Origin of the sequence: Affinirhizobium straminoryzae, assembly GCF_007004135.1 — a bacterium.
Lineage (GTDB): Bacteria > Pseudomonadota > Alphaproteobacteria > Rhizobiales > Rhizobiaceae > Neorhizobium > Neorhizobium straminoryzae.
Genome location: NZ_VJMG01000050.1, coordinates 1 through 15,154 on the forward strand (window position 1 = coordinate 1; position 15,154 = coordinate 15,154).

A 15,154-nucleotide genomic window follows, 5' to 3' on the forward strand; every position below is an offset into this window, starting at 1 on the left:
AGCCGCCTTCGGTGATGGCACGCGCACCATAGGAGATGCGCTTGGCGCCCTCGAAGGTATCGCAGATCGCCGGATGCGTCTTGAATCGCTGGAATTCCTCGAAGGGGAAAAGATAGGGATTCTTGTAGTTGAGATGAACGACGAACCCCACGGCGACCAGATTGTCGTGCAGGTGGTAGAGGAAGGAGCCGCCGCCCGTCTTCATGTCCAGCGGCCAGCCGAAGGAATGCTGCACAAGCCCCGCCTTGTGCTTCTCCGGCTTCACCTCCCACAGCTCCTTGAAGCCGATGCCGTATTTCTGGGGCTCCCGCCCCTCATCCAGCTTGAACCTGGCGATCAGCTGCTTGGCGAGCGAACCGCGCACGCCTTCTCCGATCAGAACATATTTGCCGAGAAGCGCCATGCCACGGGTGTAGTTCGGCCCCGGTTCGCCGTTCTTCTCGATCCCCATATCGCCAGTGGCGACGCCGATCACGGCGCCTTCGTCATTGTAGAGCACTTCGGTCGCGGCGAAACCCGGATAGATTTCGACGCCGAGTTCCTCCGCCTTGCCCGCCAGCCAGCGACAGACGAGACCGAGCGAGACGATATAGTTGCCGTGATTGTTCATCAAAGGCGGCATGAAGGCATTCGGCAGGCGGACGGAGCCGGCGGGGCCCAGAAAGAGGAAATGATCGTCCGTGACGGGCGTGGTGAAGGGATGCCCCTCTTCCGCACGCCAGTTCGGCAGCAGCCGGTCGATGCCGATGGGATCGACCACCGCGCCGGAGAGGATGTGGGCGCCCACTTCCGCACCCTTTTCGAGAACGACGACCGAAAGCTCCGGGTCAAGCTGCTTCAGGCGGATGGCGGCAGACAGTCCCGCAGGACCGGCGCCGACGATCACCACGTCGAATTCCATACTCTCGCGTTCGGGAAGCTCCATCTCGCTCATTCTCATGCTCCGCTCGGCCTGACCCCTTGTCACCCCCCTTCCTTGTCAAAACACAGACGGCTTGTCGAGCCAACTTGCGACAGCGGATGACCGGGATGGACAGGCTCGTCCTCATTCGGTGGAAAACACTATATGACGTTTACGTTCACGTCAATAAAGGCAGAAATTCCGACACGAAGGCACGTCCCCCGCCAGGGTCCTTCCGTTCGGGTTGAAACGACCGGCGCTTGCCAAGCGAGGACCACCTGTTTCAAGATGAGCGCCCCTGACAAGACGCGCGTCGGACATTGCGACGACAGAGGTCCGCACGCGCCGCAAGACGCAGAACGAGAAGGATCACTTCATGGATTTCGGTATTTCCGGCAAGCGGGCCCTTGTGCTCGCCTCATCGCGCGGCCTCGGGCTCGGCATTGCGAAGGCGCTCGCCGCGGAAGGGGCCCATGTGCTGCTGTGCGGCCGAAGCGGCGAAACGCTGGCGGAAAACTGCCGTGTCATCAATGCCGAAGGCAAGGGCAAGGCCGACTGGGTCTGGGCGGATCTTGGCGAGGAGGATGCGGTCACCAATCTGGTGAAGGCGGTTCATGACAAGCTCGGCGGTCTCGACATTCTCGTCAACAACACCGGCGGGCCGACGCCGGGCACCTCGGAAGACATGAGCGCGGAAAAGCTCGAGAGTTTCTTCCAGACCATGGTGCTGCGTGTGATCACGCTCACCAATGCCTTCCTGCCGGCCATGAAGGCGCAGGGCTTTGGCCGCATCCTGACGGTCGCCTCGTCCGGCGTCATCGAACCCATCGCCAATCTCGCGCTGTCCAACACGCTGCGCGGCGCGCTGGTCGGCTGGAACAAGACGCTCGCGACAGAAGTGGCCGGCTTCGGTATCACCGCCAACATGATCCTGCCCGGCCGCATCCATACCGACCGGATCGACGAACTCGATGGCGCCAATGCCAAGCGTCAGGGCAAGAGCCTCGAAGAGGTGCGCTCGGCCTCGATCAAGACCATTCCCGCCGGCCGCCTCGGCACGGTGGAAGAATTTGGTGCTGTGGGCGCCTTCCTCTGCTCAGGCCCGGCCGCCTACGTGACCGGCAGCATGATCCGCGTTGACGGTGGCGCCGCACGCTCCCTCTGACCGTTGATCCACGTCCCCGACATCCGCATTGCCGGATGTCGGGGACGTGCTATGGTGGATCATCTGCTGGACGGGGCGGTCCGGCGTCCTCCGTAGGGCAGCAGATGGCAGTGCGCCCCGGACGGCGCGCTTGCAGTAACCGCCCGCGGCCGGATGTCGGCCGGGCGGCATTTGCCCGAAAACACCGCCAGGAGATTGACGCATGCGCATTGCCCGTCTCGTGTTGACAGTGCTTGCCGGCCTCTGCCTGCTGATCGGCCTTGTCTGGATGGGCCAGGGCAGCGGCTACTTCCCCTACCCCGCCTCCAGTTTCATGATCCGCCAGACACAGTGGATTTTCTACGGCGGCCTCGTCTTTCTGGCAGGCATCGGCCTGCTGTTCGCCTCCAGATCGCGTCCCTGAGGCGCCTTTGCGGGAAATTGCAGCTTCACGTCTTCGGGAGCCCTGAAATTTCAAGGTACATTACCGAAGTTTAAGGTGATTTTTGCAAGCCTTGGGCGTTTCTTGGTCGCATCGCCATATTGCATCGCAGCAATGGGCGGTTTCCTTTCACTCGACGCTTTCAGGCCCCGCTCATGAAAAAGCTCTGGACCTCTCTCGGCATCATCGCCATCGGCGTCGGTGGCGCCTGGTATTACCGGGATGCCCTCCCCGCCGCACTGCAAATTCCAAGCCTGCGTCAGCTTGCCGCCGCCGCAGGGCTCAGTGAAACCGTGCCGACCAAGGCCGAAGGAGAAGGTCAGCATCGCGCGGCCTCCGCGGAAGACGGTGCCGGGTCCGGTCAGCGCCGCCAGGGTCAGGGCCAGGGTCAGGGTCAGGGTCAGGGCGGTGCACAGCAGGCCGGCACCCAAGGTCAGGGCGGACAGGGTGGCCAGGGGCGCCGCAATGGCGGCCCCATGACCGTCCGCACCGTGGCCGCCGCCACGGGCACCCTTGCACTTGACGTGCCTGCCAACGGTTTTGCGGAAGCTGCCGACACGACCACCATTGCCGCACTGCAGCAGGGACTGGTGATCTCCATCGCCGCCAAGGATGGCCAGGAGGTGAAGTCCGGGGATCTGATCGCCAAGCTGGATGATCGGACAGCGCTTGCCACCGTCAACAAGGACAAGGCCAACATTGCCAGCGACGAGGCCACGCTGGCCGAAGCGATTGCCGCCTTCCAGCGTGCCGAAAGCCTGATGAAACAGAACGCGCAGTCGCAGCAGAGCTACGAGCAGGCCAAGGCCGCGCGCGATACCGCGACCGCCAAGCTGGAGGCCGACAAGGCCACGCTCGCATCCGACCAGGTGACGCTGGAACATACCGACATCCGTGCACCCTATGACGGCCGCCTCGGCGACATCACCGTCAGCCCCGGCGCCTATGTCAGTGCCGGCGCGACGATCGTCACGATCACCCGCTACGATCCCATCTCCGTCGCCTTCCGCCTGCCGCAGCGCTACCTGCCGGACCTGCATCGCGGCCTGACCGATGCGGTGGCCGTTGAAGCCGATCCGGCCGCCACCGGCGGCGTTGCCGATCGCGGCATTCTCTCCTTCTTCGACAATTCGGTCGATGAAAGCTCCGGCACCGTGCTCGCCAAGGCGGAGTTCAAGAACGACAAGGGCACGCTCTGGCCGGGTCAGAACGTCAACGTCACCGTGCACTTCCAGCCGACGGGCCGCTCCATCATCGTGCCGACGGTCGCCGTGCGTCCCGGCGCTGACGGCTCCTTCGTCTATACCGTGGACAATACCGGCCGGCTGCATGCCACGAAGGTCAGCGTCCTTCGCACCAACGGCGACCTCAGCGCCATTGCCTCCGGTCTGACGGAAGGTGATCACGTGGTCGTTGAAGGCCAGGTCCAGCTGGCTGACGGCCAGCGCGTCGTGGAACAGTTCGCCGGCGACAAGCCGATGCCGGTCGCCGATGCAGCCTCTGTCACGGGAGCCGTCACGCCATGATCCCAGCCTTCTGTATCAACAGGCCGGTCGCCACCACGCTTCTGGCGCTTGGCCTCGTCCTGGCCGGTCTGGCGGGCTATCGCCAGCTGCCGGTGGCAGCCCTGCCGAAGGTGGATTTCCCGACGATCAACGTCTCGGCAGCCTTGTCCGGCGCATCGCCGGAAACGATGGCGACCTCGGTTTCAACGCCGCTCATCAAGAAGTTCGAGACCATTCCCGGCGTCAGTGAAATCAGCGCCACCAACTCGCTCGGCAATACCTCGATCGTTCTGCAGTTCGACCTGAACCGCAACATCGACGCTGCCGCAGCCGACGTGCAGGCCGCCATCTCGCAGGCAACCCGCCAGTTGCCGAGCAACATGACGACGGCCCCGAGCTACCGCAAGACCAACCCCGCCGACGCGCCGATCCTGCTGCTCACCGTCGGTTCGGACGAACTGCCGCGTTCCAAGGTGGATGAAATCGCCGAAGACGTGATTTCTCCGCTTCTCTCCACCCTCCCCGGCGTCGCCGAAGTCAGCATCTACGGCTCTCAGACCTATGCGGTGCGCGTCGGACTTGATCCGAACGCCCTGCAGGCCCGTGCACTCGGCGTCGATACCGTCACCACGGCCATCGCCAATGCCAACAACCAGACTCCGGTCGGCACGCTGCAGACGGCCGATCAGCGTCTCACCATCGATGCCAAGACCCAGCGCACCAATGCCGATGAATTCCGCACGCTGGTGATCGCCACCAAGAACGGCGCACCGATTCATCTGGGCGACGTGGCCAAGGTGGACGACAGCGTCGAGAACCTCGATGCCGGCAGCTGGTACGACGGCAAGCAGTCGATCATTCTGGCCGTGCAGCGTCAGCCGGATGCCAACACGGTAGACGTGGTGGATTCGATCAAGGCGAAGCTGCCGGCGCTCAAGGCGCAGTTGCCGCCTTCCGTGCATCTCAACGTGATGAACGACGCCTCGACCGCGATCAAGGACGCGATCAAGGACGTGGAATTCACGCTGATGCTGACGATCGGTCTCGTGGTTCTGGTGATCTACCTCTTCACCGGCCACCTGATGGCGACCGTGATCCCCGGCCTTGCCGTTCCCTTGTCGCTGATCGCCACCTTCGGCGCGATGTATGTGATGGGCTACAGCATCGACAACATCTCGCTCCTGGGCCTGACGCTGTCCGTCGGCCTTGTGGTGGACGATGCGATCGTCATGCTGGAAAACATCCTTCGCCTGCACGAGGAAGGCCTGCCGATGCGCGAGGCGGCACTGAAGGGCGCCGCCGAAGTCAGCTATACCATCATCTCGATGTCGATCTCGCTGGTGGCCGTCTTCATTCCGATCCTGCTGATGGGCGGCGTTGTCGGTCGTCTGTTCAACGAGTTCGGCATGGTGGTGACGCTTGCGATCCTTGCTTCCGCCATCGTGTCGCTGACGGTGACACCGATGCTCGGTTCGCGCCTGTCCTCCCATTCCTCGCGCCCCCCCTTCATCATCCGCTGGTTCGAGGCCGGTTTCGGCTACACGCTGCGCGGCTATGACCGCTCGGTCTCTTGGTGTCTGAGACATCGCGGCGTGGTGCTGCTGAGCTTCCTCGCATCGGTCGGCGCCTCGGCCTGGCTGTTCATGACGCTGCCCTCCAGCTTCTTCCCGCAGGAAGACATCGGGCGCCTTTCGATCTCCACCCGTGCCCGCGAGGACATTTCCTACACGGCCATGCGCGATCTGCAGGCACAGGTGGCGCAGATCATCGGGAAGAACCCGGCCGTGGAACACGTCACCTCCATCGTCGGCGGCAATGCGCGCAGCCCCCTCAACAACGGCACGATGTTCGTCGAGCTGAAGGACAAGGAGCATCGCCCGCCACTGTCACAGACGATAGACGAATTGCGCAAGGCGACCGCCAGGGTTGCCGGCATCAAGACCTTCATTACCCCGCAGCAGAGCCTGCGCTTCGGCGGTCGCAGCACGGCCTCGCAGTACCAGCTCGTGATCCAGGCGCTGAACGCCTCGACCACCAATGAGTGGGCCGGCAAGATCCAGGCTGCATTGCTGCGCGACCGGATGTTCACCGACGTGACCTCCGACGCCCAGAACGGGGCGATCGCCGCCGACATCAAGGTGGATACCGACAAGGCAGCCGCCTACGGCATCACCAACGACCAGTTGCGCAAGACGCTGGAAATGGCCTTCGGCGGCTATACCGCAGCCCAGATCCAGTCGACCGGCGACAGCTATGACGTGATTGTCGAGTTCGACCGCTCGAAGCCCTGGGACGACCAGTTCCTGCGCGACATCAACGTTCTGTCGAGCAAGACGAGCACCCTGGTGCCGCTCTCCAACTTCGCCACCGTCGAGCGCAAGCAGTCGCCGGTAACGATCAACCAGACCGGCCAGCTGGTCTCCACCACGGTCTCGTTCAACCTGCCGGATGGCGTGGCGCTCAGCCAGGCGACCCAGCGGATCGACGAGATCAAGCGCGACATCGGCATGCCGAGCGACGTCTTCACCTCCTATGGCGGAACGGCGGCGATCTTCCAGCAGAGCCAGGGCAATACCGGCCTGCTGATCCTGGCCGCCGTGCTGACGATCTACGTGGTGCTCGGCGTGCTCTATGAAAGCTTCATCCATCCGCTGACCATCCTGTCCGGTCTTCCGGCAGCGGCATTTGGTGCGCTTCTCGCGCTGAAGGTGATGAACTTCGACCTCTCGGTCATCGCGCTCATCGGCCTTCTGATGCTGATCGGCATCGTCAAGAAGAACGCCATCATGATGATCGACGTGGCGGTGGAACTGATGCGCGACAAGGGCGAGGCAACCGCGGTTGCCATTCACGAGGCCTGCGTGCGGCGTTTCCGGCCGATCATGATGACCACCTTCTGCGCCATGCTCGGCGCCCTGCCGATTGCAATGGGCTCCGGCGCAAGCTCGGAACTGCGCCAGCCGCTCGGGATTGCGGTGGTCGGTGGCCTCATCGTCTCGCAATTGCTGACGCTGTTCATCACGCCGGTCATCTTCGTCGAGATGGACCGTCTGGGACGCGGCCTGCAGCGGCTGTTCTCGCGCAAGCAGACGCATCATGAAGCCGACAATGACGGCACTGGTGCCGTCACCCCGCTTGCCGCAGAGTAACCCTGCGGGCACTCCTTCGTGCTGCGCAACGCAGCACTTCCAATGTCCCGCCACTCCAATGGCGGGACATTGTCATTTGGGCGGCTCGCTCAGGGTTTTCGGCAGAGGTCCTGACCGTCCAGCCGGTCGGCGATGGAGGCATAGCGGGGGTCGAGTTGCGCCGCCATCCGGTAGAGCCGGCCGGAGAGTGCCGGGTCCCACATCCCCTCGAAGCCCTTGACGCCGGCCTGCCGTCGCTCGGCGTCGAACGTCACCGTGGAATGCACGAATTCCTGATGGGGCTTCTCACCGGCGGCATAGGGCAGCAGCCAGTCGAGCGCGGCGCGCAGATCGCCACCCTGCGGCCCTTTCAGACGGTACCAGTCCATCCCCTCCGTCTTTGCCTCCACCGCCGCCCGCAAAAGCGGCTCGAGGTCATAGACGACATAATGCAGGGCATCGCGCTGGCGAAAATCCACAGTTTCCCCGTCAGGCGCAATATTGCGCGCGAGTTGCGCAACGAACTGGGCCTCGGCTCTGTCGATCATCGCCTTGTCGTGCAGCGCAAAGGCTGAGAGTGCGGCGAGCTTCACCCGATGCGATGTCCAGTTGTTGATCCAGGAGCCCTTGGAAGGGTCGAGATTGTGCTCAAGCTGCCTGAGATAGCCCTCCCCCAGTTTTCGCAGAAAGGCGGAAACCGCGCTGCGGGTCGCATCATCCAGATCGGGCGCCAGCAGCGCGTAGGCATCGATCGTCGCATCAAGCCCGGTCTCGTCGATGGGATTGAAACTCGGCCTGTAGGTCTTGGCCCAGGCGTCCAGCAGGCGTTCTGCGCGGCTCAGATCCTCCGGCCGGTGTCCGGCGCGGTAAAGCAGCGCCAGCCGGCGCATCAGCGGCCAGTCCTTCTCCGCGGCAATGCTCTCGTCCCGGATGCCCTGATGCGGCAGCGTGCCTTCGGTGTGGACGCGTGGAAGGGCGCGCGGCGCATCCGGCTCCTTCTCCACGGCACGGCGCAGGCTTTTCACCTCGGCGGCATTGAGCTTCTCGCAGGTGAGTGCCAGTCCCTGATCCGGCGCGGCAACCAGAAGCGCAAGAAGCAGACAGAGGGAGTGGCCGGCAAAGGGACGGGACATGATCGGCTTCCTCGCATCGCAGGCATGGTGCGCAACAGGCAATACAGCAACGACCGGGGATGCGGGCATCCGCTCCCCCTCGCCGCTCCCTTGTATCGCGGTCAAGCCTGTGCGAAAAGGCCGCTCCTTTCGGCCCAAGAGGCCCTTTCACCGCAACTCTCACGTCAACATTGTGAAGGAAGAGACGCATGTCACGCGCGCTCGGGCTCGATTTCGGCACGACCAATACCGTTCTGGCGCTGGCCGATGCCGGCGCCACCACGACCCATTCGCTGCCCTTCACCAGCAGCGCCGGCACCAGCGACAGCATGCGCACCGCGCTCTCCTTCATGAAGGATGCCGCGCTCGGCGTGCAGGCGCTCAAGGTCGAGGCGGGACAGGCGGCGATCCGCATGTTCATCGACAATCCCGGCGATTGCCGTTTCCTGCAGTCGATTAAGACCTTTGCGGCGAGCGCCGCCTTTCAGGCCACCCTCGTCTTTGCCCGGCGCCAGCAGTTCGAGGATCTGATGGAGGTGTTTCTGCGCCGCCTGAAGGCCTATGCCGGCGAGGCATGGCCCTCCGACATTTCGCGGCTGATGGTCGGACGCCCGGTGCGCTTTGCCGGCGCCAACCCGGATGAGTCGCTGGCGCTGACGCGCTATCAGGCAGCCCTCTCCCGCTTCGGCTTTCCGGAAATCCACTACGTCTACGAGCCTGTGGCGGCTGCCTATTACTTCGCCCAGTCATTGACGCGCGATGCCAATGTGCTGGTGGCAGATTTCGGCGGCGGCACCACCGACTATTCGCTGATCCGCTTCGAACGCCATGCCGGCCAGCTGCGCGCTGTTCCGATCGGCCACTCCGGCGTCGGCATTGCCGGCGACCATTTCGATTACCGGCTGATCGACAATCTCGTCTCGCCCGAAATCGGCAAGGGCAGCCATTTCAAGAGCTTTGGCAAGCTTCTGGATGTGCCCGCCGGTTACTATGCGAATTTCGGCCGCTGGAACCAGCTGTCGATCTTCAAGACCACGCGCGAATTCACGGACCTCCAGTCTCTGGTTCGCTCCGCAACGGAACCGGACAAGCTCGAACTCTTCATCGAACTGATCGAGCATGACGAGGGCTATCCGCTCTACCAGGCAATCTCGGCGACCAAGATGGCCCTGTCACAGACGGAAGAGGCGGAGTTTCATTTCGCCCCGCTCGGCAAGGCCGGCCACAAGACGGTCAAGCGAAGCGATTTCGAGGGCTGGATCGCCGATGATCTCGCCCGCATCGAGGAAGCGCTGGACGAGGTTCTGGTGAAGACCAATACTGCCGCCGACCAGGTCGACAAGGTGTTCCTGACCGGCGGCACCTCCTTCGTGCCGGCCGTGCGCAACATCTTCCGCCGCCGCTTCAGCGAGGACCGCATCGAAAGCGGCGGCGAGCTTCTCTCCATCGCCCATGGTCTGGCGCTGATCGGCGAAAGCGGCGATGTTGAGCAGTGGGCGGCGTGAGGGAAACGTCATCCATTGGCTTTCTCGCGAGGCTCGCTTCCGCTAAGGTCATGGCATGACGTCAGCCGAGCCCCTCTCTCCCGCAGCACTGTCCGCCCTTCTGCATTTCTATGCGGATTGCGGCGTGGACTGGCTGCTGGAGGAGACACCCGTTGACCGCATTGCAGAATTTGCCGAACAGCGGGCGGCGCGCGCCGCGCAACGGCGCGACCGGCCGGCCACCCCGCAGGCGGCGCCCGTCGGCCCGGCTGCCGGCGGACCTGCTGAACGCGCCTCTGCAGGCGCGGCGCCGCGAGGCGCTGCGCCTGCCGCACCCGTCGCCGTACCCGATGCGGATGCGGTAGCAGCCGCCCGTCTTGCGGCAGAGAGTGCTGGAACGCTGGAGGCGTTGAGACAGGCGCTGGAAGGATTTGGCGGCTGCAATCTGAAGAACGGCGCGCGCTCCACCGTGTTTGCCACCGGCAGCGCGGCCTCCGGCATCATGGTGCTCGGCCCCATGCCGTCTGCCGATGACGATCGCGACGGCCTTCCCTTCTGCGGCCGGCAGGGCCAGCTTCTCGATCGCATGCTCTCAGCGATCGGACTGGCGCGCGATACGGTTCTGCTCTCGACCGTGGTGCCCTGGCGTACACCGGGGAACCGTGCCCCCTCCCCGGCAGAGATGGAGATCTGCCGCCCGTTCATCGAAAGGCAGATCCAGCTCGCGGCACCACGCCGACTGCTGCTGCTCGGCAATTTCACGGCACGCTTCTTTCTCGGCGAGGATGGCACCATCTTCAGCCTGCGCGGCACATGGCGGGATATTGCCCTCGGGCCCCTCACCGTCCGCGCGCTCGCCAGCCTCCACCCGCAGGACCTTCTGACCGCACCGGCCAACAAGGCGCTTGCCTGGCAGGATTTGCTGACCTTCCGTCACGGCCTTACCGGCTGAAGCGGGAGGCGAATCGTCGATCTTAAAATTTTATGAAAGCAGCCATGCAACTTGCGCATGGCAGCGACGCGGCGCGACCGGTTGCCCATTTGATGTTGCAGTGCAATATTAGGACATGTCTTGGGAGGAACAGATTTAGGAACCAAGGCTATGACCACGCGTATTCGCCCCATTCACTCCGGCTTCGAGACATTGCGTCTCGCAGGCCTTTCGCCGCGTTCGACGCAAGGCTACCACCGCTTCGGGACAGCCACGCATGAGCAGCTGACAGCCCGCGCCAGCGCCCGCCGTGGCATGCTGACGCGCCCGACGGCGATCTTTGCCGATTTTCGCGAACGCTGAGTCGATTTCCGGGAGATTGCGATGAGCCACCCCATCCGCTGCTTCAAGTCGCTGCGTGACACCTTTGCCAGCATCGGCGCTGCCGTGCGCGCCAGCCGCGAACTCACGCTTTCGGCAGGCGCAAGCGAACGCGCCGCACATCCGGCCTCATCAATCCCGCTCTGATACGCCTCTGAGAGGCAGGTGCAGTCACGTCGGCGGCGAGGAAGCCTTCCTCGCCGCTTTGCGTTCCAGCCCCAGCTGGTGTTCACGGTAGATGATGAAGATGCCAGCCAAGACCGTGATGGCGGTGCCGATGAGCATCTGGATGGTCGGCACATCGCCGAACAGGACGTAGGAAATCCCGATACCGAGAATGATCGAGGAATAATCGAAAGGCGCCACCGTCGAGACATCGGCATGCCGGTAGCTTTCTGTGAGAAAGATCTGCCCGAGACCGCCAAAGAAGCCGGAGGAGACCAGGAAGATCTTCTCCTCCAGGGTCAGCGGCACCCAGCCGAACGGCAGGCTGACCAGCGACAGGACGGCCGCCGTCAGCGAGAAATAGACGACGATGGTCGAGGTCTTTTCCGTCCGCACCAGCTGGCGCGTCTGCACCATGGCAAGGCCGCCCAGCACCGCCGCCAGCAGCACGGAGGCCGCCCCCATGGCCGGACCGCTGTCGAGCCCGGCATGGCTGAACAGCGAAAGCTTCGGCCAGGAAATGATCAGCACCCCGAAGATGCCGATGGCGACCGCCGTCCAGCGGTAGATGCGCACGGTCTCCTTCAGGATCAGCGCGGCAAAGATCACCGCCATCAGCGGCGAGGCATAGCCAATCGCAATGGCATCCGGCAGCGGCAGATGAATGAGGCCATAAAAGCCGCAGGCCATCCCGCCGATGCCGAGAATGCCGCGCTTCAGGTGGCCGACCGGACTGTCAGTGCGAAAGGCCGTGTTGAGATCACCGCGGACGGCGAGATAGATCAGGATCGGGACCAGCGCGAAGGCGGAGCGAAAGAAGGTGATCTGACCGGCCGGGATGCCGTCGCCGGCCGACTTGATGCACGTCTGCATTCCCAGAAACACAATGACGGACATCACTTTCATCGCAATCCCCCTTAAGGGATTCTGCGCTTCGGCACTCATTCAATCGCTCACGGCAGACACGACCGCGGCAAACCGGGCCGGAACAGGACTCATACCCCTCAAACTAACGCAAAGGGAAGAAATGACACATCACGACTTGTGATGGATTCATCAATATGGAAAAATCCGGAACCGCCCCGCTCCAGGCGAGGTCTTTTGACGCGAGTTTTAACAATCGTTCAGGTTTGGATGCAATATTGCAGCCAAAATCGCAACCGTCGAACGACGAACAGACGCCATCCGGCAAGTCCAGACCAGGGAACATCATGCGCACAGATACGGGTCAGATTGTCCATCTGGCAGACTACCGCCCCACTGACTTCATCCTGGAACGCGTCGATCTTACCTTTGAACTGGATCCGACAGCAACGCGCCTTGAGGCAAGGCTGATCTTTCATCGCCGCGACGGCGCCGATCCGAAGGCACCCCTTGTGCTCGATGGCGACGAGTTGACGCTGGCGGAACTGCGTCTCGACCAGAACGAACTGCCGGCCGCGCAATTCGACGTGACGCCGGACAGTCTTGTCATCCGCGACCTGCCGGAAGCAGCACCCTTTGAAGTGACCGTCATAACCATCATCAATCCGGAAGCCAATGGCCAGTTGATGGGGCTTTATCGCACCAACGGTGTCTACTGCACCCAGTGCGAGGCGGAAGGTTTCCGCCGCATCACCTATTTTCCGGATCGGCCGGACGTGCTGGCGCCCTATACGGTGACCATCATCGCCGACAAGGCGACCAATCCGGTGCTGCTGTCGAACGGCAATTTTCTTGGCGGCGGCAATTACGACGAAGGCCGTCACTTCGCCGCCTGGTTCGATCCCTTCCCGAAGCCAAGCTACCTCTTCGCCCTTGTCGCCGGCGATCTCGGCATCGTCGAGGATACGTTCACGACCATGTCCGGCCGCGAGGTCGCGCTGAAAATCTATGTCGAACATGGCAAGGAACCGCGCGCGGCCTATGCAATGGACGCCCTGAAGCGCTCCATGCGCTGGGACGAGGAGCGATTCGGCCGCGAATACGATCTCGATATCTTCATGATCGTCGCGGTCTCCGATTTCAACATGGGGGCCATGGAGAACAAGGGCCTCAACGTCTTCAACGACAAATACGTGCTGGCCGATCCCGAGACGGCCACCGACCAGGACTATGCCAATATCGAGGCGATCATCGCCCACGAATACTTCCACAACTGGACCGGCAACCGCATCACCTGCCGCGACTGGTTCCAGCTGTGCCTTAAGGAAGGCCTGACCGTCTATCGCGACCACGAGTTTTCCGCCGACCAGCGCTCACGCGCCGTCAAGCGCATCGCCGAGGTCCGCCACCTGAAGTCCGAGCAGTTTCCGGAGGATGCCGGCCCGCTCGCGCATCCGGTGCGCCCGACCACCTATCGCGAGATCAACAACTTCTACACGACGACCGTCTACGAGAAGGGCTCGGAAGTCACCCGCATGATCGCGACCATTCTCGGTCGCGACCGGTTCAAGCAGGGCATGGATCTCTACTTCGAACGCCATGACGGCGACGCGGCCACCGTGGAGGATTTCGTTGCCTGCTTCGCAGAGGTCAGTGGCCGCGATCTGACGCAGTTCTCGCGCTGGTACCATCAGGCCGGAACGCCGATGGTCACCGCCTCGGCAGAGTACGACGCCGCCAGCCGGAGTTTTGTGCTGACACTGGAACAGAACGTGCCGCCGACACCCGGCCAGAGCGTCAAGGAGCCGATGCATATTCCGCTCTCCTTCGCCCTCATCCTTGACAATGGCTCGATCGGCGAACCCTCGAGCATCACCGGTGGTGAAGTGACGGACGACGTCCTGCATCTGACCGAGCGTCACCAGACCTTCACCTTCTCCGGCATCGGCGCGCGGCCGGTGCTGTCGCTGAACCGGGGCTTCTCGGCGCCGATCAACCTCGACTTCCGCCAGACACCGGCGGACCTCGCCCACATCGCACGCCACGACAGCGATCTCTTCGCCCGCTGGCAGGCGCTGACCGATCTCGCCTTGCCAAACCTCCTGCAGGCGGCCCGCGACGCGCGCGACGGCAAGGAGATCACCTGCGATCCGGCCTTTCTCGCGGCCCTGCTGGAGGTTGCCGGCGACGGAAACCTGGAACCCGCCTTCCGCGCGCAGGCGCTCGCCCTTCCGAGTGAGGCGGACATTGCCCGGGAGCTCGGCGGCAACAACGATCCGGACGCCATCCATGCCGGCCGTCAGGCAATCCTCGCCCACCTTGCCCGCGAAGGGGCTGCCACCTTCGAGGCCCTGTTTGCCAGCATGCGCACGGAAGGCGCCTTCACGCCGGATGCCGCCAGTGCCGGTCGGCGGGCGCTTCGCAACAGCGCCCTCTCCTACCTCTCCTATCTCGATGGCGGGGTTGCGCGTGCGGCAGACGCCTTTGCCAGCGCCGACAACATGACGGACATGACACAGGCACTGACGGTGCTGGCCCACCGTTTCCCCGGCGAGGCCGCCACCGCCAATGCGCTCGGCGCCTTCCTGAAGCGTTTTGATGACAATCCGCTGGTGCTGGACAAGTGGTTCTCGATCCAGGCAACCATTCCAGGTGTTGCCACGCTGGCACGCGTGCGCGCCCTCATGGAAGACCCGCATTTCGTCGCCACCAATCCGAACCGCGTGCGCGCCCTGATCGGCACCTTCGCCTTTGCCAATCCGACCGGCTTCAACCGCAAGGATGGCGAGGGCTACCGCTTCCTGGCCAGGCAGATCCTGGCGATCGATCCGCGCAATCCGCAGCTTGCCGCGCGCATCCTGACCTCCATGCGCTCCTGGCGGTCGCTGGAACCGACCCGCGCCGAGCATGCCCGCACCGCGCTGGGCGAGATCTCGGCCGCTGCCAGCCTCTCCACCGATGTTCGCGACATCGTCGAGCGGATGATCCAGGACTGAGTGATTGGCGGGACTGCCACCACCTGAAGCTTTGTCGTGGCAATCCCTGCAGCCGCTGATTCCGGCTGCGGCAAAAACCCGGCGTCATGGTTAACAATTTA

The 15,154-nt window shown here is 63.4% G+C and carries 12 protein-coding genes; 9 read left to right on the forward strand and 3 right to left on the reverse strand.

The features are described 5' to 3' along the window. Window positions 1-934: NAD(P)/FAD-dependent oxidoreductase (locus tag FNA46_RS17380; protein WP_143126481.1), on the reverse strand; the 934-nt coding region annotated here is incomplete at its 3' end. A 343-nt stretch (window positions 935-1,277) separates the two neighbouring features. Here FNA46_RS17380 and FNA46_RS17385 point away from each other — a divergent pair. From FNA46_RS17385 to FNA46_RS17400, 4 genes are all read left to right on the forward strand, one after another. Then, a complete protein-coding gene (locus tag FNA46_RS17385) occupies window positions 1,278-2,066 on the forward strand; it encodes an SDR family oxidoreductase (protein ID WP_143126482.1) in 789 nt (262 codons plus the stop codon). Between the two features lie 202 nt (window positions 2,067-2,268). Further along, window positions 2,269-2,469, forward strand: coding sequence for a hypothetical protein (locus FNA46_RS17390; RefSeq protein WP_143126483.1), 201 nt, complete (start codon window positions 2,269-2,271; stop codon window positions 2,467-2,469). Window positions 2,470-2,642: 173 nt separating this feature from the next. Next, window positions 2,643-4,013, forward strand: coding sequence for an efflux RND transporter periplasmic adaptor subunit (locus tag FNA46_RS17395; protein WP_143126484.1), 1,371 nt, complete (start codon window positions 2,643-2,645; stop codon window positions 4,011-4,013). Further along, window positions 4,010-7,141 carry an efflux RND transporter permease subunit gene (locus FNA46_RS17400; protein WP_143126485.1) on the forward strand — a complete coding sequence of 1,044 codons (3,132 nt, stop codon included), beginning with the start codon at window positions 4,010-4,012 and terminating at the stop codon, window positions 7,139-7,141. The genes FNA46_RS17395 and FNA46_RS17400 overlap by 4 nt, the downstream gene beginning before the upstream one ends. Window positions 7,142-7,230: 89 nt before the next feature. Here FNA46_RS17400 and FNA46_RS17405 read toward each other — a convergent pair whose 3' ends face one another. Then, window positions 7,231-8,253: an alginate lyase family protein gene (locus tag FNA46_RS17405; RefSeq protein ID WP_143126486.1), complete on the reverse strand. Its 1,023-nt coding sequence runs from the start codon at window positions 8,251-8,253 to the stop codon at window positions 7,231-7,233. A 188-nt stretch (window positions 8,254-8,441) separates the two neighbouring features. Between FNA46_RS17405 and FNA46_RS17410 the strand changes: the two genes are divergently transcribed. The 4 genes from FNA46_RS17410 to FNA46_RS26115 all read left to right on the forward strand — a co-directional run bounded on the left by FNA46_RS17410 (window position 8,442) and on the right by FNA46_RS26115 (window position 11,175). Beyond that, a complete protein-coding gene (locus FNA46_RS17410) occupies window positions 8,442-9,737 on the forward strand; it encodes an Hsp70 family protein (protein WP_143126487.1) in 1,296 nt (431 codons plus the stop codon). Between the two features lie 55 nt (window positions 9,738-9,792). Then, window positions 9,793-10,668, forward strand: a complete 876-nt coding sequence (locus FNA46_RS17415) for a uracil-DNA glycosylase (RefSeq protein ID WP_143126488.1) — start codon at window positions 9,793-9,795, stop codon at window positions 10,666-10,668. Window positions 10,669-10,818: 150 nt separating this feature from the next. Next, window positions 10,819-11,010, forward strand: a complete 192-nt coding sequence (locus FNA46_RS17420) for a hypothetical protein (RefSeq protein ID WP_143126489.1) — start codon at window positions 10,819-10,821, stop codon at window positions 11,008-11,010. Window positions 11,011-11,031: 21 nt separating this feature from the next. Next, window positions 11,032-11,175 carry a hypothetical protein gene (locus tag FNA46_RS26115; protein WP_185969894.1) on the forward strand — a complete coding sequence of 48 codons (144 nt, stop codon included), beginning with the start codon at window positions 11,032-11,034 and terminating at the stop codon, window positions 11,173-11,175. 24 nt (window positions 11,176-11,199) lie between these two features. On the opposite strand, the gene FNA46_RS17425 is transcribed toward FNA46_RS26115, so the two are convergent. Next, window positions 11,200-12,138: a DMT family transporter gene (locus tag FNA46_RS17425; RefSeq protein WP_143126490.1), complete on the reverse strand. Its 939-nt coding sequence runs from the start codon at window positions 12,136-12,138 to the stop codon at window positions 11,200-11,202. A 266-nt stretch (window positions 12,139-12,404) separates the two neighbouring features. On the opposite strand from FNA46_RS17425, the gene pepN reads away from it, so the two are divergent. Then, the gene (gene pepN, locus FNA46_RS17430) at window positions 12,405-15,053 is read left to right on the forward strand and encodes an aminopeptidase N (RefSeq protein WP_143126491.1); all 2,649 of its coding nucleotides are present in this window, start codon (window positions 12,405-12,407) and stop codon (window positions 15,051-15,053) included. Window positions 15,054-15,154 lie beyond the last annotated feature (101 nt).

What these genes read in the sequence shown, in the direction of transcription:
- FNA46_RS17405 (WP_143126486.1), bottom strand. Translation starts at nt 8,253, where the DNA reads ATGTCCCGTCCCTTTGCCGGCCACTCCCTCTGTCTGCTTCTTGCGCTT.
- FNA46_RS26115 (WP_185969894.1), top strand. Translation starts at nt 11,032, where the DNA reads ATGAGCCACCCCATCCGCTGCTTCAAGTCGCTGCGTGACACCTTTGCC.
- FNA46_RS17400 (WP_143126485.1), top strand. Translation starts at nt 4,010, where the DNA reads ATGATCCCAGCCTTCTGTATCAACAGGCCGGTCGCCACCACGCTTCTG.
- FNA46_RS17415 (WP_143126488.1), top strand. Translation starts at nt 9,793, where the DNA reads ATGACGTCAGCCGAGCCCCTCTCTCCCGCAGCACTGTCCGCCCTTCTG.
- FNA46_RS17410 (WP_143126487.1), top strand. Translation starts at nt 8,442, where the DNA reads ATGTCACGCGCGCTCGGGCTCGATTTCGGCACGACCAATACCGTTCTG.
- FNA46_RS17395 (WP_143126484.1), top strand. Translation starts at nt 2,643, where the DNA reads ATGAAAAAGCTCTGGACCTCTCTCGGCATCATCGCCATCGGCGTCGGT.
- FNA46_RS17390 (WP_143126483.1), top strand. Translation starts at nt 2,269, where the DNA reads ATGCGCATTGCCCGTCTCGTGTTGACAGTGCTTGCCGGCCTCTGCCTG.
- FNA46_RS17385 (WP_143126482.1), top strand. Translation starts at nt 1,278, where the DNA reads ATGGATTTCGGTATTTCCGGCAAGCGGGCCCTTGTGCTCGCCTCATCG.
- pepN (WP_143126491.1), top strand. Translation starts at nt 12,405, where the DNA reads ATGCGCACAGATACGGGTCAGATTGTCCATCTGGCAGACTACCGCCCC.
- FNA46_RS17425 (WP_143126490.1), bottom strand. Translation starts at nt 12,138, where the DNA reads ATGAGTGCCGAAGCGCAGAATCCCTTAAGGGGGATTGCGATGAAAGTG.
- FNA46_RS17420 (WP_143126489.1), top strand. Translation starts at nt 10,819, where the DNA reads ATGACCACGCGTATTCGCCCCATTCACTCCGGCTTCGAGACATTGCGT.